We start from the raw sequence: 23,048 nt of genomic DNA on the forward strand, positions 1-23,048 counted from the left end.
CGGCCGGTCGGCCGGTTCGCTGTCGGCGGGTCGGTCGGTCGGCCTGCCGGTCGGCGGTTGGCCGGTTGGCCGGACGATCAACAGGCCGGACGATCGGTTAGCTCGTACGGGTGACGGAGTTTTCCACAACCGGGCGGTAGTCCACCGGAATCGAGCAAGATCATCGCGAAGTGCGGAGGGTGCCCGATGCTGCCGGCATGGCACTTCGTTCACGCTCACGCACACCCACCGCGACCAGCGGCCCGGGCCGCGCCCCGGCCTCGGACGGCCGCACCCGCCACCGCCGCCCGGCCGTCGGGCGCGGCCCCCGCCACCGCCGTGAGCCGGCCGAGGACCTGCGCCGGCGCGCGGCCGCGCTCTTCTCCGAACACCCCGGCGGGCCGGCGGAGCCGGAGACGGCGGCACGGAGGCCGCCGCGGGAATCGGGGAGCGGCCCGCCGGTCCCGGCGGCGGACGCCCCGCCCGATGCCCGCCCCGAGCGGCCACGGCCGGGGCCTGTGCCCCCGTCCCGGCTACGACCCGCACGGCGCACGCCGTCCTGGGCGCGCCGGGGTACGCCTCCGGACGTGCAGCCGGGCGGGCGTGCGGGCACGGACGTGGATCCGGGTGCGGGCACGGCCGTGGGTGGAGGTGTGGGTGCGGGCACGAACGTGGGTGCAGGTCCGCGTCCGGACGCGCCTGCCGACACACGCGTGGACGTGGGTCCGGGTGCACATCCGGACACGCATCGGCACGTGTACGCGGACCCGCACCGTGCGGTGCGGCGGAAGGTCCTGCGAACGGCCGCCGCGCCGCCCGGAGCCGGGATGCGCGAAGTGGGAGCCGCCGTGGACGCCGACGGCCGACGTCCGGCCGGGGCTGCCGCCCCCGCGGTCCCGGGCGTGGCTCCCGAAGCCGGGACCCGGGCCACGGCCGCCACCCGCGTCGTGGCCGCCGCCCGGTCCGCGACGCCCGACGCCGGAACCCCCGCGGCGGGCGTCGGCCTGCCCACGGCCGTTGTCCGGGGGACGGCCGCCGCCCGGAAGCCGGATGCCCGCCGAGGTTCCCGGGAAGCGCCCTCCGGCCGGGTGGCGGACGCCGCCGCCCGGCAGCCCAATGCCGACGGTGGACCGGATGCCGACGGTGGACCGGATACCGGCCGGGAGACGGATCCCGGCCGGGGGCCGGAGGCCGTCCTTGGCGGGGACGTGCCGCGCGGAGCCGGGCCGGCCTCGGGCCCCGGGCCCCTGGAGGCCTGGCGGGCCCGGGCGGGACTCGCGGTGCGGGAGCGGCTGCCGCTGTGGCTGCAGACGCGGTGCGGCCTCGAGCGCAGGAGCGTGCTCGCCCTCACGGCCGTGCTGGTCCTGGCCGTCGCCCTGGCCGTGCAGCACTTCTGGACCGGCCGCACCCAGCCCGTGCCGGCCCCGGACGTCGTACGGGCCGCGGCGCCGCAGCCGGGAGGGCCCGGTGGCCGGGGCACCGCACCCGGCGCTCCGGCCACCGGCCCGCAGATCGTGGTGGACGTCAGCGGCAAGGTCCGCCGCCCCGGGATCCACCGCCTGGCGGCGGGTGCGCGGGTCGCCGACGCGTTGCGCGCGGCGGGCGGGGTGCGGCCCGGCACGCGCACCGACGGGCTCAACCGGGCCCGCTTCCTCGTCGACGGCGAGCAGATCGTCGTCGGCGGCCCGCCCGCGGCCGCGGGCGGCGCCGGTACGACGGGCGCCGGTACGACGGGCGCCGGTACGACGGGCGCCGGTACGGCGGGTGGCGGCGTGCCCGGCCCCACCGCTCCCGTCTCCCTGAACACGGCGACCGCGGAGCAGCTGGAAACGCTGCCGGGTGTCGGCCCGGTGCTGGCCCGGCACATCGTGGACTACCGCACCCGGCACGGCGGCTTCCGTTCGGTGGACGAACTCCGTCAGGTCAACGGCATCGGCAACCGCCGTTTCGCCGACCTGCGCGATCTGGTCGCACCATGACCCGCCGGCCCACGCTCCCCCGCCCCACGGTCCCCGCGCCCCGCGCGCGCCCGCCGGTGCACGCGGCTTCCGGCAGCCGGCTCGGCGCCGCCCATCCCCGGCAGGAGGGACCCGCGGACCTGCGGCTGGTCCCGCCCGCCCTGGCGGCCTGGGCGACGGCGGCCCTGGCACTGGACGCACCGCCGGCGGGGCTGACCGCCGTGGTGGTGTGCGCGGCCGTGGCCGGCGTGCTCCTGCTCGCCCGCCGTCGGCGACGCGCAGGGGACGCGGGGCGAAGGGCCCGGTTCGGCCGGGTGTCGCTGGCCGCCGTGCTGCTGAGCGCCGCCGCTGCCGGAGCCAGTGCCGGGCTGCACGCGGCGGACGTACGGCGCGGGCCGGTGCCCGGCCTGGCCCGGCAGTCCGCCACGGTGACCGCCGAGGTGGAGCTGACCTCCGACCCGCGTCTCGTCCACCCACGGGCGGGAGGCGACCGGACGCCACCCGCCGCGGTGCTGATCGGGGCCGAGGTGCGGCGCGTCGCGCGGGAGGGCGCGGCGGGGGCCACCGCGACCCGTACGCCGGTACTGATCCTCGTCAGCACCGGTGCCAGGGCCGGCCCCGGTACCAGGGGCAGCGGGGCCCGGTCCGGCGGCCTCCCGCCCCGGTTTCCGCCGCCCCACCCGCCACCGCCACCGTCACCTTCACCGCACTCGCCCTCGTCCTCGCCCTGGCTCGGACTGCTGCCCTCCACGCGCCTGAAGGTGACGGCCCGGCTGGTGCCGCCCACCACGGGCGGTGACCGGGTGGCGGCGGTGCTGCGGGTCCCGGACCGGGCGGCCCCCGAGATCGTCGAAGGGCCCTCCGCGCCGCAGCGGCTGGCGGGCCGGCTGCGCTCCGGACTGCGCGCGGCGACCGACGGACTCCCGGCCGACGCGCGGGCGCTGCTGCCGGGCCTGGTCGTCGGCGACACCTCGCGCATCCCGCCCGACCTGGACGAGGCGTTCAAGGAGACCGACCTCGCGCATCTGCTGGCCGTCTCCGGGAGCAACCTCACCGTCCTGCTCGCCCTGCTCATCGGCCCGCCGGGACTGGCATCGCGGGCCGAGCGCCGGGGGCTGGCGGCGGGGCTCGGTCTCCCGTTGCGGACGACCGCGCTGCTCGGGGGAGCACTGACCCTGGGATTCGTCGTCGTCTGCCGGCCGGACCCGAGCGTGCTGCGTGCCGCCGCCTGCGGAGCCGTCGTCCTGCTCGCCCTGGCGACCGGGCGCCGCAGATCGCTGATCCCGGCCCTGGCGACGGCCGTACTGCTCCTGGTGCTCAACGACCCCTGGCTCGCCCGTAGTTACGGCTTTCTGCTGTCGGTGCTGGCCACCGGCGCCCTGCTCACCCTCGCGCCCCGCTGGAGCACCGCGCTGCGCCGGCGCCGGGTGCCGGGCCGGCCGGCCGAGGCGCTGGCCGCGGCGGCTGCCGCGCAGGCGGTGTGCGCCCCGGTGATCGCCGTGCTGTCGGCCCGGGTGAGCCTGGTGGCCGTGCCGTGCAACCTCCTCGCGGAGGCCGCGGTGGCCCCGGCCACTGTGCTCGGCTTCACCGCCCTGGCGACCGCCCCGGCCGCGATGCCGGTGGCGAAGGCCCTGGCGTGGTGCGCGGGCTGGCCCACCCGGTGGATCGCGGACGTGGCCAGGGCGGGGGCGGCGTTGCCCGGTGGGGGAGTGGACTGGCCGGGGAGCTGGACCGGGGCGCTGCTGCTGGCCCTCGCCACGGTCGCGGTCGTGGCGGTGGGCCGGAGGCTGCCGCGGCATCCCTGGCTGTGCGGTGTCTGTGCGCTGCTGTTCCTGCTGGTCGTGGTCCAGCCCCCACCGCTGACCAGGGTGATCACGGGCTGGCCGCCCCCGGGCTGGCGGTACGCGATGTGCGACGTGGGCCAGGGTGACGCCACGGCGCTGGCCGCGGGGCCGGCCAGCGCGGTCGTCGTGGACGCCGGACCCGACCCGGTACGGGTGGACCGCTGCCTGCGCCGGCTCGGCGTCACGAGGATCCCCCTGCTCCTGCTCACCCACTTCCACGCCGACCACGTGGGCGGGCTGCCGGGTGTGCTGCGCGGACGCGCGGTCGCCGCCATCGCGGCCACCGGGTACGAGGAACCACCCGAACAGGCATGGTTCGTACGGAAGGAGGCCGCCGCGCGGGGCGTCCCGCTGACCCGTGCCGTCGCCGGAGAGGAGGCCCGCGCGGGCGGCGACCTGACCTGGCGGGTCCTGTGGCCGCCGCCGGACCCCGCACCCGCGCCGGACGACCCCAACGACGCCAGCGTGACGCTGCTGGTCGACTCCGGCGGACTGCGGCTGCTGCTGCTCGGCGACCTGGAACCCCCGGCCCAGCAGGCCCTGTTGCGCTCGCCCGCCGCCGCGGAGCTGGCCGGCGTGGACGTGCTGAAGGTCGCCCACCACGGCTCGGCCCACCAGGACCCGGACCTCATACGCCTGGTCTCACCGCGGCTGGCCCTGATCTCCGTGGGCGCCGACAACCCGTACGGGCACCCGGCGCCCCGCACCGTCGCCGCACTGCGCGCCCGGGGCGCCCTGGTGCTGCGCACCGACCGCGACGGCGCGGTCGCGGTCACGGGGGCGGGGGAGCGGATGCGGGTGGCGCGGGACTGAGGGCCTGCCTGCCGTACCGCGGTGGCCGGTCGCGTCCGGGGCGGCGCGGGACGGGAGACTGAGGGGATGGATGCCGCGACTGTCGACGACTACCTCCGCCGCCTCGGTGCCGGGCACCCGGCCGCGCCGACCTCCGCCGCGCTGCGGGAGCTGCAGCTGCGGCACCTGCGGGCCGTGCCCTTCGAGAACCTGTCGGTCCACCTCGGGGAGCCGATCGAGCTGGTGGAGGAGCGGCTGCTGGAGAAGGTGGTGGGGGCGCGCCGCGGTGGGTTCTGCTACGAACTCAACGGGGCGTTCGCGGCGCTGCTGGCCGCGCTCGGCTTCGAGGTGGCGCTGCTGGCGGGCCGGGTGTACGGGGAAGGGGGCAGGCTGGGGATCCCCTACGACCACCTCGCGCTGCGGGTGCGGACGGTGGACGGCGGGGACTGGCTGGCCGACGTGGGCTTCGGGGCGCTGAGCCACTACCCGCTCGCCTTCGGGGAACGGGGCGAGCAGGTGGACCCCGGCGGCACCCTGCGCATCGCCGCGGTGCCGGCCGGGGACGACCCGGCCTCCGGCGCCGCCGCGTCGTGCGGGGACCTGGACGTCGTACGCGACGGCGAGCGTCAGTACCGGCTGGAGCTGCGGCCGCGCGCCCTCGCGGACTTCGCCGCCGGGGCGTGGTGGCACAGCACCTCGCCGTCCTCGCACTTCACCCGCTCGCTGGTGTGCTCCCGCCTCACCGGGGACGGCGGGCGGATCACCCTCGGCGGCCGCACGCTGACCACGACGGCGCCCGACGGCTCCCGGGAGGCGCGGGAGCTCGACCGTGACGAGGAGGTGCTGGCGGTGTACCGGGACCGGTTCGGCATCGCACTCGACTCCGTCCCGGTGCTGAGGGCCCCACAACGGTGACCGGGGCCCTGCCGGAGAATGGCGGGCGTGAGCGATGTGAGACATGTGCTGGTGCTGCCCGACCGGGACGCCGCGGAGGAGGCGGCGCGGGCCCTCGAGGAGCGGTTCGCGGTCGCGGAGGAGCCGAGGATCGTCCGCGACGCGCTGGCCGGTGAGGACGACGCCGAGGACGCCCAGTGGCTCGTCCTCGTGCGCGACGAGGAGGGCCGGCTCGACCCGCGGCGGCTGGACGAGTTCGCCGGCGAGTGGGAGGGCTGGCGCGAGGAGCCGTAGCCGGGGGTTCCGCACCGCCCCCGCCCGTTGTCGGTGGTGCGTGGGATGCTTGTCGCGATGGCCAGGAAGAACGCGAACGACGACCCCCTCGCTCCCCTGACGCTCGCCGTCGGGCAGGAGGAGCTGCTGCTGGACCGTGCCGTGCGGGAGGTGGTGGCCGCCGCGCGGGCCGCCGACCCGGACACGGACGTGCGGGACCTGACCCCGGACCAGTTGCAGCCCGGCACCCTGGCCGAGCTGACGAGCCCCTCGCTGTTCGCCGAGCGCAAGGTCGTGGTCGTGCGCAACGCGCAGGATCTGTCGGCCGACACGGTCAAGGACGTGAAGGCGTACCTGACGGCGCCCGCCGAGGAGATCACGCTGGTGCTGCTGCACGCGGGCGGCGCCAAGGGCAAGGGACTGCTCGACGCCGCGCGCAAGGCGGGGGCGCGTGAGGTGGCCTGCCCGAAGATGACCAAGCCGGCCGACCGGCTGGCGTTCGTCCGGGGCGAGTTCCGGGTCCTCGGCCGGTCGGCGACGCCGGAGGCCTGCCAGGCGCTGGTGGACGCGATCGGCAGCGATCTGCGGGAGCTGGCGTCGGCGGTGGCCCAGCTGGTCGCGGACGTCGAGGGCACCGTCGACGAGGCCGTGGTCGGGCGGTACTACACCGGGCGCGCCGAGGCCTCCAGCTTCACCGTCGCCGACCGGGCCGTCGAGGGCCGGGCGGCGGAGGCGCTGGAGGCGCTGCGCTGGTCGCTGGCGACGGGCGTGGCACCGGTGATGATCACCAGCGCCCTGGCGCAGGGCGTGCGGGGCATCGGCAGGCTGATGTCCGCGCGGGGCGGCCGGCCGGCCGATCTGGCCCGGGAGCTCGGTATGCCGCCGTGGAAGGTGGACCGGGTGCGGCAGCAGATGCGGGGCTGGACGCCGGACGGGGTGTCCGTGGCCCTGCGCGCGGTGGCCGAGGCCGACGCGGGGGTGAAGGGCGGCGGCGACGACCCGGAGTACGCCCTGGAGAAGGCGGTCGTGACGATCGCCCGCGCGGCCCGTTCACGGGGCCGGGCCTAGAACCGGCGCGAGGGCCCCCGCGCCCCCGCCCGGCCCCACCGGGAACGCACCCGGAACACACCCGGAACGGCGGCATGCCGAAGGCCCCGGTGCCCGTCCCTGGGGAAGGGACGGGCACCGGGGCCCACGGTTCACGCCGTCTGGATCCGCGCCCGCGTGGCGAACGCAGGCCGCGCGCGGATCCGGGATGCCGGTCGGGGGCGGATGAGAGAGGGCCCGCCCTTGCTCCTCCCGGCGGTCAGATCAAGGAAGGGGTTCAGCCCTTGAGGGACGCGACCTTGGAAGCCAGCGCCGACTTCTTGTTGGCGGCCTGGTTCTTGTGGATGACGCCCTTGGAGACGGCCTTGTCGAGCTGACGCGCGGCGGCGCGCTGGTACTCGGTGGCCTTCTCCACGTCACCCGCGGCAGCGGCCTCGCGGGCCTTGCGGATCGCGGTCTTCAGGGAGGACTTGACGGCCTTGTTGCGCAGCCGGGCCTTCTCGTTGGTCTTGATCCGCTTGATCTGGGACTTGATGTTCGCCACGAATGAGCCTTTTCAGGTCTGGCACGGGGCCGCGAGGGACCCGTAACCGGTGATTTCTTGAGGGGTGTCTCGCGCTGAGAGGGCATGAGACACAGCCCCCCACACTAGCAGCGGCCCGTCCGGTGGCCCAAACCCGTCCCCGGTCCCCGTCCGTGGGACCATGGAGACTACGTATCGATCCGACCCGAGACCGCAGACGCACAAGCACACGTATGCGGACGCCTCAAGAATCAGGACCCTGCGTGCCCGCGACCCCAACCCATGTGCCCGAGCCGAGCCGTACCGACCCGGCTCTGATCCGCAATTTCTGCATCATCGCGCACATCGACCACGGCAAGTCCACGCTCGCCGACCGGATGCTCCAGCTGACCGGCGTGGTGGAGCAGCGGCAGATGCGCGCTCAGTACCTCGACCGCATGGACATCGAGCGCGAGCGCGGCATCACGATCAAGTCCCAGGCGGTGCGGCTGCCGTGGGCCCCCACCCACGACCCCGGCAGCACGCACATCCTGAACATGATCGACACCCCGGGGCACGTGGACTTCACGTACGAGGTCTCGCGGTCGCTGGCCGCCTGCGAGGGGACCATCCTCCTCGTCGACGCCGCCCAGGGCATCGAGGCGCAGACCCTTGCCAACCTCTACCTGGCGATGGAGAACGACCTCACGATCATCCCGGTGCTCAACAAGATCGACCTGCCGGCCGCGCAGCCGGAGAAGTTCGCCGAGGAGCTGGCGAACCTCATCGGCTGCGACCCGGACGAGGTGCTGAAGGTCTCCGCCAAGACCGGACTGGGCGTCGAGGCGCTGCTGGACCGGGTGGTGGAGAAGATCCCCGCCCCGGTCGGCGTCGCGGACGCCCCCGCCCGCGCGATGATCTTCGACTCGGTCTACGACTCCTACCGGGGCGTCGTGACGTACGTCCGGGTGATCGACGGGCAGCTCAACAAGCGCGAGCGGATCCGGATGATGTCCACCGGCGCCACCCACGAGCTGCTGGAGATCGGCACCAACTCGCCCGAGATGCTGCCGGCCGACGGCCTGGGCGTCGGCGAGGTGGGCTACCTCATCACCGGTGTGAAGGACGTCCGCCAGTCCAAGGTCGGCGACACCGTCACCAGCCAGGCCAAGGGCGCCCAGGAGGCCCTCGGCGGCTACAAGGACCCCAAGCCGATGGTGTTCTCGGGCCTGTATCCGCTGGACGGCTCCGACTACCCCGAGCTGCGCGAGGCACTGGACAAGCTCCAGCTCAACGACGCCGCGCTGGTCTACGAGCCGGAGACCTCCGCGGCCCTCGGCTTCGGCTTCCGCGTCGGCTTCCTCGGCCTGCTGCACCTCGACGTGATCCGCGAGCGCCTCGAGCGCGAGTTCGGGCTCGACCTGATCGCCACCGCCCCCAACGTGGTCTACCGCGTGATCATGGAGGACGGCACCGAGCACACGGTGACGAACCCGAGCGAGTTCCCCGAGGGCAAGATCGCCGAGGTGTACGAGCCGGTCGTGCGGGCCACGATCCTCGCGCCCACCGAGTTCATCGGCGCGATCATGGAGCTGTGCCAGACCCGGCGCGGCACCCTCCTCGGCATGGACTACCTCTCCGAGGACCGGGTCGAGATCCGCTACACCCTGCCGCTCGCCGAGATCGTCTTCGACTTCTTCGACCAGCTGAAGTCCAAGACCCGCGGCTACGCCTCCCTCGACTACGAGCCCACGGGCGAGCAGTCCTCGAGCCTGGTCAAGGTCGACATCCTGCTGCACGGCGACAAGGTGGACGCCTTCTCCGCGATCACCCACAAGGACCAGGCGTACGCCTACGGGGTCCGGCTCGTCGCCAAGCTCAAGGAGCTCATCCCGCGGCAGAACTTCGAGGTGCCGGTGCAGGCCGCCATCGGCTCCCGGGTGATCGCCCGCGAGACCATCCGCGCCATCCGCAAGGACGTCCTCGCCAAGTGCTACGGCGGTGACATCTCCCGCAAGCGGAAGCTGCTGGAGAAGCAGAAGGAGGGCAAGAAGCGGATGAAGATGGTGGGTTCCGTGGAAGTTCCGCAGGAGGCCTTCATCGCGGTGCTCTCCAGCGATGACAGCGCGGGACCGGCCAAGGGCAAGAAGTAACCGGCGGCCGTCCCTCCGTGGAGCGCGACGCCCGGGCAAACCGGTGGAAAAGGGGCCCGTCGCACGAAAGTGCGGCGGGCCCCTGTGCGTGCGGGCGGTCGCTGTCTGTAGGAAGTGACAGGCCACAGACCCTTACGCGGTGGCCGGACGGCCTTTACTCTGATCCCTGCTCGATAGTTACTCGCGAGTTAAACAACGAGCCAGAACCCGTGAGTCAACCCAGCCGCACTGAGCCAGCCGCACTGTCGCGGGCCCCGGAGGATGTCGTGAGCGACGCACAGACCCTGATCGAGAACCGTCCGCCGTCCGTGGCGGCCCTCTTCCTGGAGCGTGTGGCGGCCACACCGGACGCGGAGGCCTACCGCTACCCCGTGCCTCCGGCGTCCGGCGAGGGGCCGGACGAGTGGAGGTCGCTGAGCTGGGCGCAGACCTCCGAGCGGGTGCAGGCGATCGCCGCCGGCCTGATCGAACTGGGCGTACGGCCCGAGGAGCGGGTCGCCCTCGCCTCCTCCACCCGGGTGGAGTGGCTGCTGGCCGACCTCGGCATCATGTGCGCCGGCGCCGCCACCACCACCATCTACCCGCAGACCAACGCCGAGGAGTCCGCCTTCATCCTCTCCGACTCGCAGAGCAGGGTGCTGATCGCGGAGAACGCCGACCAGCTGGCCAAGGCCCTGGAAAAGCGCGCCGAGCTGCCCGACCTGCACCATGTCGTCGTCGTCGACGCGGCCGGCGTGGAGAGCGACGAGTGGGTGCTCACCCTCGCCGAACTGGAGCGCCGGGGCGCCGCCCACCTGGAGAAGAACCCCTCGCTGATCAAGGAGCGGGTCGGCGCGATCACCAGGGACCAGCTCGCCACCCTCATCTACACCTCCGGCACCACGGGCCGCCCCAAGGGCGTGCGCCTGCCGCACGACAACTGGTCGTACATGGCCAAGGCGATCGCCGCCACCGGCCTGGTCGGCAGCGACGACGTGCAGTACCTCTGGCTGCCGCTCGCGCACGTCTTCGGCAAGGTCCTCACCTCCGGGCAGATCGAGGTCGGCCACGTCACCGCCGTCGACGGCCGCGTCGACAAGATCATCGAGAACCTGCCGGTCGTCCAGCCCACCTACATGGCGGCCGTGCCGCGCATCTTCGAGAAGGTCTACAACGGCGTCGCGGCCAAGGCCCGGGCCGGCGGCGGCGCCAAGTACAAGATCTTCCAGTGGGCCGCCGGGGTCGCCCGCGAGTACGCCAAGGTCACCCAGGACAACTTCCAGCGCACCGGCACCCACTCCGCGCCCTTCGGGCTGGCCGCGAAGCACAAGGTCGCCGACACCCTCGTCTACGCCAAGATCCGCGAGGCGTTCGGCGGGCGGCTGCGCGCCTGCGTCTCGGGCAGCGCCGCCCTCGCCCCGGAGATCGGCTACTTCTTCGCCGGCGCCGGCATCCACATCCTGGAGGGCTACGGCCTCACCGAGTCCTCCGCGGCCTCCTTCGTCAACCCGGGCGAGGCCTACCGCACCGGCACGGTCGGCAAGCCGCTGCCCGGCACGGAGGTCCGGATCGCCGAGGACGGCGAGATCCTGCTGCGCGGCCCCGGCATCATGCAGGGCTACCACAAGCTGCCCGACAAGACCGCCGAGGTGCTGGAGTCCGACGGCTGGTTCCACACCGGCGACATCGGCGAGCTCTCCCCGGACGGCTATCTGCGCATCACCGACCGGAAGAAGGACCTGATCAAGACCTCCGGCGGCAAGTACATCGCGCCCGCCGAGGTCGAGGGCCAGTTCAAGGCGGTGTGCCCGTACGTCTCCAACATCCTGGTGCACGGCGCCGACCGGAACTTCTGCACCGCGCTGATCGCCCTGGACGAGATCGCGATCCTGGAGTGGGCGAAGGAGAACGGCCTGGGGGGCAAGTCCTACGCCGAGGTGGTCGCCGCCCCGCGGACCGTGGAGATGGTCGACGGCTACGTCAAGCAGCTCAACGAGGGGCTGCAGCGCTGGCAGACCATCAAGAAGTTCCGGCTGCTGCCGCGCGACCTCGACGTCGAGCACGGCGAGATCACCCCGAGCCTGAAGCTGAAGCGGCCGGTGGTGGAGCGGGAGTACAAGCACCTGATCGACGAGATGTACGCGGGCACCCGCGAGGTGTAGGCGCAGGCGTAGGCGCCTCCGGCGGCCCGGCGGGCGGCCGGGGGCGCCCGTTCCCGCCTGACGGGCAGCCGTCCCCGCCCCGCTCGCCCCGCCGGCTGGGGCTCCCGTTCCCGTCCGGCGGGCAGCCGTTCCCGCCCCGCCCGGCGGGGCAGCCGTCTTGGTCCGGCGGGCGCCGGTCCCTGCCGGGCGGGCGGCCGCTCAGGACTCGGGTCCTCCGTGCGCACGCCCTCCGTCCGCCGGTGTGCAGTCCGCCCGTGCCACGTCCGCGCGTCCCCCGTCCGCCCGTGCCGCCTCCACGAGTCGCCGCAGTTCCCTGACCTGTGCGCGCAGGCGGTGCAGTTCCAGGAACACCTCCACCTTGGCGCGCAGGACCCAGGGGTCGAACGGCTTGGCCAGGAAGTCGGCGGCGCCCGTCGCGTAGCCGCGGAAGGCGTAGCGGGAGTCGTCCGCGCCGGTCAGGAAGATGATCGGGACGTCCCCGGCCCGGTCCAGGCGCCTGATGCCGGCGGCGGTCTCGAAGCCGTCCATGCCGGGCATGCCGACGTCCAGCAGGACGACGGCGAAGCGCTGCCCGAGCAGTGCCCGCATCGCCTCCTGGCCCGAACGCGCCCTCACGATCGACTGGCTCAGGGGCGCCAGGACGGCCTCCAGCGCGGTCAGGTTGTCCTCCATGTCGTCGGCGAGGAGGATTCCGGCGCGCTCGTGCGCCGTCCCGGGGCGGCCACGGGCCGGTGTCCCGGCGCTCATGCCGCCCGGGCCCGCCGCCGCGCCCCCTTCGCTTCCTCCCGCCGCGGTCCGTGGCCGCGGCGCGCGTCCGGGCCCGGACCCGGACGCGGCGCCCGGCCGAGGGCGCCGTCCCTCCCGGCCGCCGCCCTGGCGGGCGGGGCGGGCGGGGCGAGCGGAAAGGTGTACCGGACGTTCGGATCTGGTCCGGTTTCCGACCGGATCCGATCACGCGCGTACCACTGTTCTCACTCATGACGGCCCACTTCGGTAACTCGGCGCTTATGGGCGCAGTCAGTCTGTCACTCTGTCCGCATCGACCGAGGCGTATTCGTCCGAACTGCTCGGGAGCTGTGATGAGGGCCATTCCGACGCAACGGGAGACCGCCTCCCGTGCCTCGCACGTGCCCGCGCACGCCTCCGGCGCCTGTCTGCCCCCGGACCCCGGGGCCCCCGAGCCGGCGCAGGCGACCCTGCCCGGCAGCCCCCTCGCGCCCGGCTCGGCCCGCGCCCTGGTGCGCAAGGCGCTGGGGGAGTGGACCGGGTCGGGGCTCGCCGTCACGGACCGGCTGGCCGAGGACGTCCTCGTCGTCGTCAGCGAACTCGTCACCAACGCCGTCGTGCACGCGGGCACCGAGGTGGAGCTGGTCTGCCGGCTGGAGCCGGAAACCGGCGCCTGCGTCGTCGAGGTGTCCGACCACCATCCCTCGCGCGCCCCCCGCGGCCACGGCGGCGAGCCGTCGTACGAGGCGCCGGAGTACGGCCGCGGCCTGCGCCTGGTCGCCGCGCTCTCCGAGGCCTGGGGCATCACCTACCGGACCGGGGCCAAGACGGTGTGGGCCCGGCTGCCCGCCGAGGACGCCGAGGCCGGTGACGGCACGCGGGCGTACGGCGCGGAGCCCGGGCTCGACGTAGCCGAGATCCTCGCCCCGGAGCCGCAGCGCGCCGAGCGGGACCGCGAGTGGCTGGGCCGCGGCGCGCTCTCCTTCCTGGCGGAGGCCTCCGACCTGCTGGCCGGGCAGCTCGACGAGGACCTGGTCGCCGCGCTCACCGGGCAGCTGATCGTGCCCCGGCTGGCCGACTGGTGCGCGGTGTGGCTGGAGGACGAGTCCACGGCCCGCTGGTCCTCCACCGCCTGGGGCGGGACGGACGGCACGGCGGGCTGGAGCGACGGCGGCGGCGCGGCCGGACCGCGGCTCGCCCGGGTCTGGCACGGCAGCGAGAACCGCATCGAGGAGCTGCGCCGGGCGCTGGAGAAGGACCCGCCCCGCCCGTCCGCCGGCCCGCAGGCCGGGCCCGCCGCCTACCCGTGGCCCGGCGAGGCCCTCGGCCCGCGCGCCGCGGAGGGCTCCGCGCTCGCCTACCGCCTGAGCGCCGGCGGCCGGCCGCTCGGCACGCTCGTCATCGGCCGGGCCGGGCTGCCGCGCTTCCCCGACGAGATCACCGGCCTGGTGGAGGACCTCAGCCGCCGTGTCGCCCTCGCCATCGGCGCGGCCCGGCAGTACGCCCGCCAGGCCACCATCAGCGCGGTCCTCCAGCGCGGCCTGCTGCCCGGCGCGGTCGCCGAGATCCCCGGGATGCGCAGCGCGCTCGTGTACGAGCCGCGCGACAAGGGCGGGCCCAGCGGCGACTTCTACGACCTGTTCCCGGCCGGTGACGGCCGCTGGTGCTTCGCCCTGGGCGACGTGCAGGGCAAGGGCCCCGAGGCCGCCGTCGTCATCGGGCTCGCCCGGCCCTGGCTGCGGCTGCTCGCCCGCGAGGGATACGGCGTGGCCGACGTGCTCGACCGGCTGAACCAGCTCCTCCTCGACGACGCCACCGAGGCCGCCGACGCCGCCGCGCGCGTCCTGGTCGCCGCCGGCGGGCGCACCCCCGCCCCCGGCGACGGCCCCCAGACCCGCTTCCTCTCCCTGCTGTACGGCGAACTCGCGCCCTTCGACGGCGGCGTCCGCTGCACCCTGGCCTGCGCCGGGCATCCGCTGCCGCTGGTCCTCGCGCGCACCGGCGAGGTGCACCCGGTCGCCCGGCCGCAGACCCTGCTCGGGGTGATCGAGGACGAGACGTACACCTGCGAGAGCTTCGAGCTGCACGCCGGCGACACCCTGCTGTGCGTCACCGACGGGGTCACCGAGCGGCGCTCGGGCTCCCGCCAGTTCGACGACGGCGACGGGCTCGCCGAGGTGCTCGCCGGATGCACCGGACTCGACGCGGACCTGATAGCCGACCGCATCCGCCACCTGGTGCACGAGTTCGGCGACGGGCCGCCCCAGGACGACCTGGCGCTGCTGGTACTGCAGGCGGAGTGACCGCACGGTCTGCGGTGCCGTACGGCGCGCGGCGGCCGTACGGTGCGACGGCGGTCTGCGGTGCCGTACGGCGCGCGGCGGCCGTACGGTGCGACGGCGGCCGTACGGCTCTCAGCGCGCCGTACGGCCCTCAGCGCGCCGCACGGCCCGCGGTGCCGCCACGGCCGTGGCGACCGCACGGCTCGCAGCGACCCGCGCGCCCGCACGGCGGCGCCCGCGCCGGCCGGCCGCGCGGCTTCCCTGCCGCCTGCCGCCTGCCGCCCCGGTCGTCTGACCGTCCCCGGTCGCCCGGCCGCCTGCCGCAAGCCGCCCGGCCGGACGGCCGTCCGCGCGGGCTCCTGCGCCGGTGCTGGACAATGGAGGGCATGCCTTCCGCACTTCCCGACGGCGAGCCCGTCCCCGACGACGGCGCACTGCCCGCGCAGGCGCTCGCCGGGGCACCCGGGCGGCCCCTCGGGTTCTACCTGCACGTCCCCTACTGCGCGACCCGCTGCGGCTACTGCGACTTCAACACCTACACCGCCACCGAGCTGCGCGGCAGCGGCGGGGTCCTGGCCTCCCGCGACAACTACGCCGCGACGCTCACCGACGAGATCCGCCTCGCCCGCAAGGTCCTCGGCGACGACCCGCGCGAGGTGCGCACCGTGTTCGTCGGCGGCGGTACGCCCACCCTGCTCGCCGCCGACGACCTGGTACGGATGCTGGGGGCGATCCGCGACGAGTTCGGGCTCGCGCCCGACGCGGAGGTCACCACCGAGGCCAACCCGGAGTCGGTCGGCCCGGCCTATCTGGAGACGCTGCGCGAGGGCGGCTTCAACCGGATCTCCTTCGGCATGCAGAGCGCCCGCCGGCACGTTCTGCGGATCCTCGACCGCACCCACACGCCGGGACGCCCCGAGGCGTGTGTGGCCGAGGCCCGCGGGGCCGGGTTCGACCACGTCAACCTGGACCTGATCTACGGCACCCCCGGCGAGTCCGACGACGACTGGCGCGCCTCGCTGGACGCGGCGCTGGGCGCCGGGCCCGACCACGTCTCCGCCTACGCGCTGATCGTCGAGGAGGGCACGCAGCTCGCCCGGCGCATCCGCCGGGGGGAGATCCCCATGACGGACGACGACGTGCACGCCGACCGCTATCTGATCGCCGAGGAGACGCTGTCCGCGGCGGGCCTGGAGTGGTACGAGGTCTCCAACTGGGCGACCTCGGAGGCGGCGCGCTGCCTGCACAACGAGCTGTACTGGCGGGGCGCGGACTGGTGGGGCGCGGGCCCCGGAGCGCACAGCCATGTGGGCGGTGTGCGCTGGTGGAACGTCAAGCACCCGGGGGCGTACGCGGCGGCGCTGGCGGCGGGCCGCTCGCCCGGGGCCGGGCGGGAGGTGCTCACGGAGGAGGACCGCCGGGTGGAACGCGTCCTGCTGGAGCTGCGGCTGCGCGAGGGCGTCCCGCTGGACGTGCTGCGCCCGGCCGGCCTGTCCGCCTCCCGCCGCGCACTCTCCGACGGCCTGCTGGAACAGGAACCGTACGAGAAGGGGCACGCCGTACTGACCCTGCGCGGCCGGCTGCTGGCGGACGCGGTGGTACGGGACCTGGTCGACTGACCCGGCGCCCCGGCGCCCCGGCGCCCCGGCGCCCCGGCGCCCCGGCACTCGGCGAGGGCCGGGTCGGCGACCCTTCACCGGCGGCCCGCAGCGCGGCGGGGCGGCACCCCGCGTAGCCCGGCGTCGCCGGCAGGGCGGGCCCCCGCGGCCCGGAGAGTGCGGCGGGGCGGGCCCCCGCGCCGCCCGGAGTCTGGCGGGACGATCCTCGTTGCCTGCAGTGCGGCGGGGCGGGCCCTGTGGCCCGGCGTTGCAGTGGGGCGGGCTGTCTGTGGCCCGGTGTCCGGTGGGGCGGACCTCCGTGCACCGCAGCCGCGGCAGGACGGCCCCTCGCGGCCCGGAGTCCGGTGGGGCGACCCCCGCCGCCCGCAGCGCGGCGGGGCGGGCCCCCGTGGCCCCGAGTCGCAGCGGGGCGCGCCTCTGGCGGCCCGGCGTCGCGGCAGGGCGGGCCCCGCGACCCGGAGTGCGGCGGGGCGGGCCCTGTGGTCCGGCGTTGCAGTGGCGCGGGCTGCCTGTGGCCCGGAGTGCGGTGGGGCGGCACCCCGCGTAGCCCGGCGTCGCGGCAGGGCGGGCCCCGTGGCCCGGAGCTGCGGTCGGGCGGGCCCCCGCGCCGCCCGGAGCCCGGTGGGGCGACCCCCTCCGCCGCCGCGCGGCGGGGCGGGCGGCCGTGGCCCGGAGTTGCAGTGGGGCGGGCTGCCTGTGGCCCGGAGTCCGGTGGGGCGGGCCCCGCGTGGTCCGGAGTGCGGCAGGGTGGGCCCCCGCGCGGCCCCGCGTCGCGGCAGGGCGGACCCCCGCCGCCCGCAGCGTGGTGGGGCGGAACCCCCGTGGCCCGGAGCGGCGGGGCGGAACCCTTGGGCCCCCGAGCGGTGGGCCTGGGGGCCCCAGGGCCCGAACGGGCCCCCGGCCCGCCCTGTGCCGTCGCCGGCCCGAACGGGCCCCCGGCCCGCCCTGTGCCGTCGCCGGCCCGAACGGGCCCCCGGCCCGCCCTACGGCGCCGTCGGCGCCGTCACGAAGTCGATCAGTTCCTCCACGCGTCCCAGCAGCTCCGGCTCCAGGTCCTTGTACGAGCGCACCCGGGACAGGATGCGCTGCCAGGCCGCGCCGGTGTTCTCCGGCCAGCCCAGGGCCCGGCACACGCCCGTCTTCCAGTCCTGGCCGCGCGGGACGCGGGGCCAGGCCGCGATGCCGAGCGCCGACGGCTTCACGGCCTCCCACACGTCGATGTACGGGTGGCCGACCACCAGGGCGTGCTCGCTGGTGACCGACTCGGCGATGCGCCACTCCTTGGTGCCCGGGACCAGGTGGTCCACCAGGACGCCGAGGCGGGCGTCCGGGCCCGGGGCGAACTCCGCGACGATCGACGGCAGGCCGTCCACGCCCTCCAGGTACTCCACCACCACGCCCTCGACGCGAAGGTCGTCGCCCCACACCTTCTCGACGAGCTCGGCGTCGTGCCGGCCCTCCACGTAGATGCGCCCGGCGCGGGCCACCCGTGCGCGCGCGCCGGAGACGGCCACCGACCCGGACGCCGTACGGGTGGGACGCGCCGGACCCGCCGGCGGCCTGACCAGGGTCACCGCCCTGCCCTCCAGCAGGAAGCCGCGCGGCTGGAGCGGGAACACCCGGTGCTTGCCGAAGCGGTCCTCCAGGGTCACCGTGCCCGCCTCGCAGCGGATCACCGCCCCGCAGAAACCGGTGCCCGGCTCCTCGACCACGAGCCCGGGCTCCGCCGCCACCTCCGGCACGGGCTGCCGCTTCTTCCAGGGCGGGGTCAGGTCCGGTGAGTACTGCCGCATTCGGGTGACGATAAGCAGAACGCCGCGCGCGATCAGTCCGACACGCCGCAGCGGGCCGCCAGCGTGTCGCGTTGCGCACGGACGAAGGCCGCGTCGACCACCGCTCCGTGACCGGGGACGTACAGCGCGTCCTCGCCGCCCAGCGCCAGCAGCCGGTCCAGCGCGGCCGGCCACCGGGACGGCACCGCGTCCGGGCCCGCCTGGGGCTCGCCGGACTCCTCCACCAGGTCGCCGCAGAACACCACGGCCGGCTCGCCCGGCACCACCACCGCGAGGTCGTGCGCGGTGTGGCCGGGGCCCGCGTTCACCAGCAGCACCTCCCGGCCGCCGCCCAGAGCGATCCCCAGCACGTCGTGCACCTCACGTCCGGCACGGCGGGGCAGGGCCGCCACCGCCTCGTCCGCCGCCCGGGGGTCCAGTCCGTGGCGCACCGCGTCCGCGCGCAGTTCCGCCCGCCCCCGCTCGTCGCCGAGCACGGCGGACATCCCCTCGGCGGCGTGGATCCGCGCGTCCACGAACTCTCCCGCACCGAGGACGTGGTCGAAGTGGGGGTGGGTGAGCGCGAGAAGTGTCACACGGTCACCGGTGAGCGCCCGCGCCCGCGCACGCAACCGCGCGCCCTCCGCACGGTGCGACCCCGCGTCCACGAACAGCGCCCGGTCCGCCCCGAGGACCAGCCCCACCGTGCAGTCCCACACCGGCAGCCGGACCCGGCCGGCCCCGTGCGCCAGCCGCTCCCAGCCCAGCTCTTCCCAAGTCACCGTCATACCGGGACGCTAAACGGTGACCGGACCGTGGCGGGACCGGCCTTGCCCGGTGCGTACCCGACCGCCGTACACTGGGCGCGACAGAGCTGGCACTCGAATGCGCCGAGTGCCAGGCCGGAGCCGAGGGACCACTCTGGAGGTGCGCGCGATGCTCAGCGAGCGAAGGCTTCAGGTGCTGCGCGCCATCGTCCAGGACTACGTCGGCACCGAGGAGCCGGTGGGCTCCAAGGCCCTCACCGAGCGGCACAACCTGGGCGTCTCCCCGGCCACCGTCCGCAACGACATGGCGGCCCTCGAGGAGGAGGGCTACATCGCCCAGCCGCACACCAGCGCGGGCCGTATCCCCACCGACAAGGGCTACCGGCTGTTCGTCGACAAGCTCGCCGGGGTCAAGCCGATGACCGCGCCGGAGCGCCGGGCCATCCAGAACTTCCTCGACGGCGCGGTCGACCTGGACGACGTGGTGGCCCGCACGGTCAGGCTGCTGGCCCAGCTGACCCGGCAGGTCGCCGTGGTGCAGTACCCCTCGCTGACCCGTTCCACCGTGCGGCACGTGGAGCTGCTGTCGCTGGCGCCCGCCCGCGTGATGCTCGTGCTGATCACGGACACCGGCCGGGTCGAGCAGCGGATGGTCGACTGCCCGGCCCCGTTCGGCGAGAACTCGCTCGCGGATCTGCGGGCGCGGCTGAACAGCCGGATCGCCGGCCGCCGCTTCGCGGACGTGCCGACGCTGGTGGAGGATCTGCCCGAGGCCTTCGACGCGGAGGACCGCGGCACGGTCTCGGCGGTGCTGTCCACCCTGCTGGAGACCCTGGTGGAGGAGAACGAGGAGCGGCTGATGATCGGCGGCACCGCCAATCTCACCCGCTTCGGGCACGACTTCCCGCTCACCATCCGGCCCGTGCTGGAGGCGCTGGAGGAGCAGGTCGTGCTGCTGAAGCTGCTCGGCGAGACGCAGGATCCGGGCATGACCGTGCGCATCGGTCACGAGAACGCCCACGAAGGACTCAACTCCACGTCCATCGTGTCGGTGGGCTACGGTTCGGGCGGCGAGGCAGTGGCCAAGCTCGGCGTGGTCGGACCGACCCGCATGGATTACCCGGGAACGATGGGAGCGGTACGCGCAGTGGCACGGTACGTCGGACAGATCCTGGCGGAGTCGTAAGTGGCCACGGATTACTACGCCGTTCTCGGCGTGCGCCGCGACGCGTCGCAGGATGAGATCAAGAAGGCCTTCCGGCGGCTCGCCCGCGAGCTGCACCCGGACGTCAACCCCGATCCCAAGACGCAGGAGCGGTTCAAGGAGATCAACGCCGCCTACGAGGTGTTGTCGGACCCGCAGAAGAAGCAGGTCTACGACCTCGGCGGCGACCCGCTGTCGCAGGCCGGCGGCGGCGCCGGCGCGGGCGGCTTCGGGGCCGGGGCGTTCGGCAACTTCTCCGACATCATGGACGCCTTCTTCGGCACGGCCTCCCAGCGCGGCCCGCGTTCGCGCACGCGCCGGGGCCAGGACGCCATGATCCGGCTCGAGGTCGAGCTGGACGAGGCGGCCTTCGGCACGACGAAGGACATCCAGGTCGACACGGCCGTCGTCTGCAACACCTGCAACGGCGAGGGCGCGGCGCCCGGCACCAGCGCCCAGACGTGCGACATGTGCCGCGGCCGCGGTGAGGTCTCCCAGGTCACCCGGTCCTTCCTGGGCCAGGTCATGACCTCCCGCCCCTGCCCGCAGTGCCAGGGCTTCGGCACGGTGGTGCCCACCCCGTGCCCCGAGTGCGCCGGCGACGGCCGTATCCGCGCCCGCCGCACGCTGACCGTGAAGATCCCGGCCGGTGTCGACAACGGCACCCGCATCCAGCTCGCGGGCGAGGGCGAGGTCGGCCCCGGCGGCGGCCCGGCCGGCGACCTGTACGTGGAGATCCACGAGCTGCCGCACGCGACGTTCCAGCGGCGCGGCGACGACCTGCACTGCACGGTCACCATCCCGATGACGGCGGCGGCCCTCGGCACCAAGGTGCCGCTGGAGACCCTGGACGGCCTGGAGGAGGTCGACATCCGCCCGGGCACCCAGTCCGGCCAGTCGATCCCGCTGCACGGCCGGGGAGTGACCCACCTGCGCGGCGGCGGCCGGGGCGACCTCGTCGTCCACGTCGAGGTGCAGACCCCGACCAAGCTGGACCCGGAGCAGGAGAGGCTGCTGCGCGAGCTGGCCAAGCTGCGCGGCGAGGAGCGCCCCCAGGGGCAGTTCCAGCCCGGGCAGCAGGGACTGTTCTCGCGGCTGAAGGACGCGTTCAACGGCCGCTGAGCGGCCGCCCGGCGGCGCCGGGAGGCGGGCCGCGCGGGCCGTGGCCGCCCCCGGCCCGGCCCGCCCCCGCCCGGGGCCGGGCCGGTTCGGACAGGTCCGGCGGACGTGACACCATGCCGTCATGTCCTCCGCAGTGACCGATCTCCTCCAGCACCCGATCGTGCAGGCCCCGATGGCGGGCGGCGCCTGCGGGCCCCAGCTCGCCGCCGCGGTGTCCGACGCCGGCGGGCTGGGCTTCCTCGCCGCCGGTTACAAGACCGCCGACGGCATGTACCAGGAGATCAAGCAGCTGCGCGGACTGACCGGCCGCCCCTTCGGCGTCAACGTGTTCGTGCCGCAGCCGGAGTACGCCGAGTCCGGCAGCGTCGACCTGTACGCCCAGCAGCTCGCCGGCGAGGCCGGCTGGTACGACACCGAGCTCGGCGACCCCGAGCACGGCCGCGACGACGGCTACGACGCCAAGCTCGCCGTCCTCGTCGAGGACCCGGTCCCGCTGGTCTCCTTCCACTTCGGCGTCCCCACCCGTGACGTCGTCGACTCGCTGCACCGCGTCGGCACCTTCGTCTGGGTCACCGCGACCACCGCCGAGGAGGCGCTCGCCGTGGAGCGCTCCGGCGCCGACGCGGTGATCGCCCAGGGCCTGGAGGCCGGCGGCCACCAGGGCAGCCACCGCGACTCGCCGGACGGCCCCTGCGGCGGCACCGGCCTGCTCTCCCTCGTCGCGCAGGTCCGCGAGACGGTGCCGCTCCCGGTCGTCGCCGCCGGCGGCATCATGCGCGGCAGCCAGATCGCCGCCGTGCTCGCCGCCGGCGCGAGCGCCGCCCAGCTGGGCACCGCCTTCCTCGCCACCCCCGAGTCCGGCGCGCACGCCCTGCACAAGCAGGCCCTGACCGACCCGCTGTTCTCCCACACCGAGCTGACCCGGGCCTTCTCCGGACGGCCGGCCCGCGGCCTGGTCAACCGGTTCATGCGCGAGCACGGCCCGTACGCGCCCGCCGCCTACCCCGAGGTGCACCACCTCACCGCGCCGCTGCGCAAGGCCGCGGCGAAGACCGGTGACCCGCAGGGCATGGCGCTGTGGGCGGGCCAGGGCCACCGGATGGCCCGGGCACTGCCCGCCGCCCAGCTCGTGGAGGTCCTGGCCGCGGAACTCGACGCGGCCACGGCGGCGCTGTCCGCCGGCCGCCCGGCGGGAGGCGGTCCGCGATGACGGCACCGGTGTTCGTGGTCGGGCAACTGGAGGCGATCGGCCCCGAGTTCGTGCTCGACGGCCCCGAGGGCCGGCACGCGGTCTCGGTGAAGCGGCTGCGGCCCGGCGAGGACGTGGTGCTCACCGACGGGCGCGGCCGCTGGGCCGAGGGCGTGGTGAAGGCCACCGAGGGCAAGGACCGCCTGGTCGTCACGGACCTGGAGACGGTCGTCGAGGAGCCCGAGGAGTCGCCCCGCATCACCGTCGTGCAGGCGCTGCCCAAGGGCGACCGGGGCGAGCTCGCCGTGGAGACCATGACGGAGGTCGGCGTCGACGCGATCGTGCCGTGGGCCGCGTCCCGCTGCATCACCCAGTGGCGCGGCGAGCGCGGCCAGAAGGCGCTCGGCAAGTGGCGGGCCACCGCCCGCGAGGCGGGCAAGCAGTCCCGCCGGGTCCGCTTCCCCGAGGTCGCCGACGCCGCGACGACCAAGCAGGTCGCCGCGCTGCTCGCCGCGGCCGACTTCGCCGCCGTACTGCACGAGAGCGGCGGTGAGCCGCTGGCGACCGCGGACCTTCCCGCCGAGGGCGAGATCGTGCTCGTCGTCGGCCCCGAGGGCGGCATCTCCCCGGAGGAGCTGGCCCAGTTCGCGCAGGCGGGTGCGAGCGCATGCGTGCTGGGGCGTACGGTGCTGCGTACATCGACCGCGGGGACCGCCGCCGCGGCCCTGCTCATGGGCCGTACCGGCCGCTGGTCCTGAGTGAACGCGGTCCCGACCCAGGGGGA

17 protein-coding genes are annotated in these 23,048 nt (G+C 75.2%); 13 read left to right on the forward strand and 4 right to left on the reverse strand.

The features are described 5' to 3' along the window. Positions 1 to 1,187: 1,187 nt before the first annotated feature. The 5 genes from ACI2LW_RS30685 to holA all read left to right on the forward strand — a co-directional run bounded on the left by ACI2LW_RS30685 (position 1,188) and on the right by holA (position 6,808). Positions 1,188 to 1,958, forward strand: a complete 771-nt coding sequence (locus ACI2LW_RS30685; protein ID WP_404734511.1) for a helix-hairpin-helix domain-containing protein — start codon at positions 1,188 to 1,190, stop codon at positions 1,956 to 1,958. After that, on the forward strand, positions 1,955 to 4,594 hold the full coding sequence (locus ACI2LW_RS30690; protein ID WP_404734512.1) for a ComEC/Rec2 family competence protein: 2,640 nt from the start codon (positions 1,955 to 1,957) through the stop codon (positions 4,592 to 4,594). Before ACI2LW_RS30685 ends, ACI2LW_RS30690 begins: the two co-directional genes overlap by 4 nt. 66 nt (positions 4,595 to 4,660) lie before the next feature. Further along, positions 4,661 to 5,488 (forward strand): arylamine N-acetyltransferase, encoded by an 828-nt coding sequence (locus ACI2LW_RS30695; protein ID WP_404734513.1) that lies wholly within the window; start codon positions 4,661 to 4,663, stop codon positions 5,486 to 5,488. Positions 5,489 to 5,515: 27 nt separating this feature from the next. Continuing rightward, positions 5,516 to 5,761 carry a hypothetical protein gene (locus tag ACI2LW_RS30700; RefSeq protein WP_404734514.1) on the forward strand — a complete coding sequence of 82 codons (246 nt, stop codon included), beginning with the start codon at positions 5,516 to 5,518 and terminating at the stop codon, positions 5,759 to 5,761. Between the two features lie 57 nt (positions 5,762 to 5,818). Then, positions 5,819 to 6,808 (forward strand): DNA polymerase III subunit delta, encoded by a 990-nt coding sequence (holA, locus tag ACI2LW_RS30705; protein WP_404734515.1) that lies wholly within the window; start codon positions 5,819 to 5,821, stop codon positions 6,806 to 6,808. A 256-nt stretch (positions 6,809 to 7,064) separates the two neighbouring features. On the opposite strand, the gene rpsT is transcribed toward holA, so the two are convergent. After that, positions 7,065 to 7,331, reverse strand: coding sequence for a 30S ribosomal protein S20 (gene rpsT, locus ACI2LW_RS30710; RefSeq protein WP_015660447.1), 267 nt, complete (start codon positions 7,329 to 7,331; stop codon positions 7,065 to 7,067). Positions 7,332 to 7,573: 242 nt separating this feature from the next. Between rpsT and lepA the strand changes: the two genes are divergently transcribed. Both lepA and ACI2LW_RS30720 read left to right on the forward strand, forming a co-directional pair. Continuing rightward, complete coding sequence (lepA, locus tag ACI2LW_RS30715) at positions 7,574 to 9,442, forward strand: translation elongation factor 4 (protein ID WP_404734516.1); 1,869 nt, start codon at positions 7,574 to 7,576, stop codon at positions 9,440 to 9,442. A 266-nt stretch (positions 9,443 to 9,708) separates the two neighbouring features. Continuing rightward, a complete protein-coding gene (locus tag ACI2LW_RS30720; RefSeq protein WP_404734517.1) occupies positions 9,709 to 11,583 on the forward strand; it encodes an AMP-dependent synthetase/ligase in 1,875 nt (624 codons plus the stop codon). 198 nt (positions 11,584 to 11,781) lie between these two features. On the opposite strand, the gene ACI2LW_RS30725 is transcribed toward ACI2LW_RS30720, so the two are convergent. Beyond that, positions 11,782 to 12,330, reverse strand: coding sequence for a two-component system response regulator (locus ACI2LW_RS30725; protein ID WP_404734518.1), 549 nt, complete (start codon positions 12,328 to 12,330; stop codon positions 11,782 to 11,784). Positions 12,331 to 12,662: 332 nt separating this feature from the next. On the opposite strand from ACI2LW_RS30725, the gene ACI2LW_RS30730 reads away from it, so the two are divergent. Both ACI2LW_RS30730 and hemW read left to right on the forward strand, forming a co-directional pair. Next, positions 12,663 to 14,612, forward strand: coding sequence for a SpoIIE family protein phosphatase (locus ACI2LW_RS30730; protein ID WP_404734519.1), 1,950 nt, complete (start codon positions 12,663 to 12,665; stop codon positions 14,610 to 14,612). A 365-nt stretch (positions 14,613 to 14,977) separates the two neighbouring features. Further along, positions 14,978 to 16,210 carry a radical SAM family heme chaperone HemW gene (hemW, locus tag ACI2LW_RS30735; RefSeq protein ID WP_404734520.1) on the forward strand — a complete coding sequence of 411 codons (1,233 nt, stop codon included), beginning with the start codon at positions 14,978 to 14,980 and terminating at the stop codon, positions 16,208 to 16,210. 983 nt (positions 16,211 to 17,193) lie between these two features. On the opposite strand, the gene ACI2LW_RS30740 is transcribed toward hemW, so the two are convergent. Further along, positions 17,194 to 18,003, reverse strand: coding sequence for a DUF3097 domain-containing protein (locus ACI2LW_RS30740; RefSeq protein WP_404734521.1), 810 nt, complete (start codon positions 18,001 to 18,003; stop codon positions 17,194 to 17,196). 32 nt (positions 18,004 to 18,035) lie between these two features. Continuing rightward, entirely contained in the window at positions 18,036 to 18,770 is a 735-nt protein-coding gene (locus ACI2LW_RS30745; RefSeq protein ID WP_404734522.1) for an MBL fold metallo-hydrolase, read from the reverse strand. 148 nt (positions 18,771 to 18,918) lie between these two features. Here ACI2LW_RS30745 and hrcA point away from each other — a divergent pair, with 148 nt between their 5' ends. From hrcA to ACI2LW_RS30765, 4 genes are all read left to right on the forward strand, one after another. Continuing rightward, positions 18,919 to 19,935: a heat-inducible transcriptional repressor HrcA gene (gene hrcA / locus ACI2LW_RS30750; protein WP_404734523.1), complete on the forward strand. Its 1,017-nt coding sequence runs from the start codon at positions 18,919 to 18,921 to the stop codon at positions 19,933 to 19,935. Continuing rightward, entirely contained in the window at positions 19,936 to 21,075 is a 1,140-nt protein-coding gene (gene dnaJ / locus ACI2LW_RS30755; protein ID WP_404734524.1) for a molecular chaperone DnaJ, read from the forward strand. It abuts the gene before it with no gap. A gap of 121 nt (positions 21,076 to 21,196) precedes the next feature. Further along, entirely contained in the window at positions 21,197 to 22,285 is a 1,089-nt protein-coding gene (locus ACI2LW_RS30760; protein ID WP_404734525.1) for a nitronate monooxygenase, read from the forward strand. After that, complete coding sequence (locus ACI2LW_RS30765; protein WP_404734526.1) at positions 22,282 to 23,022, forward strand: 16S rRNA (uracil(1498)-N(3))-methyltransferase; 741 nt, start codon at positions 22,282 to 22,284, stop codon at positions 23,020 to 23,022. Before ACI2LW_RS30760 ends, ACI2LW_RS30765 begins: the two co-directional genes overlap by 4 nt. Positions 23,023 to 23,048: the final 26 nt, after the last annotated feature.

This window comes from Streptomyces sp. NPDC004065, assembly GCF_044903565.1.
In the GTDB taxonomy this organism is placed as follows: domain Bacteria; phylum Actinomycetota; class Actinomycetes; order Streptomycetales; family Streptomycetaceae; genus Streptomyces.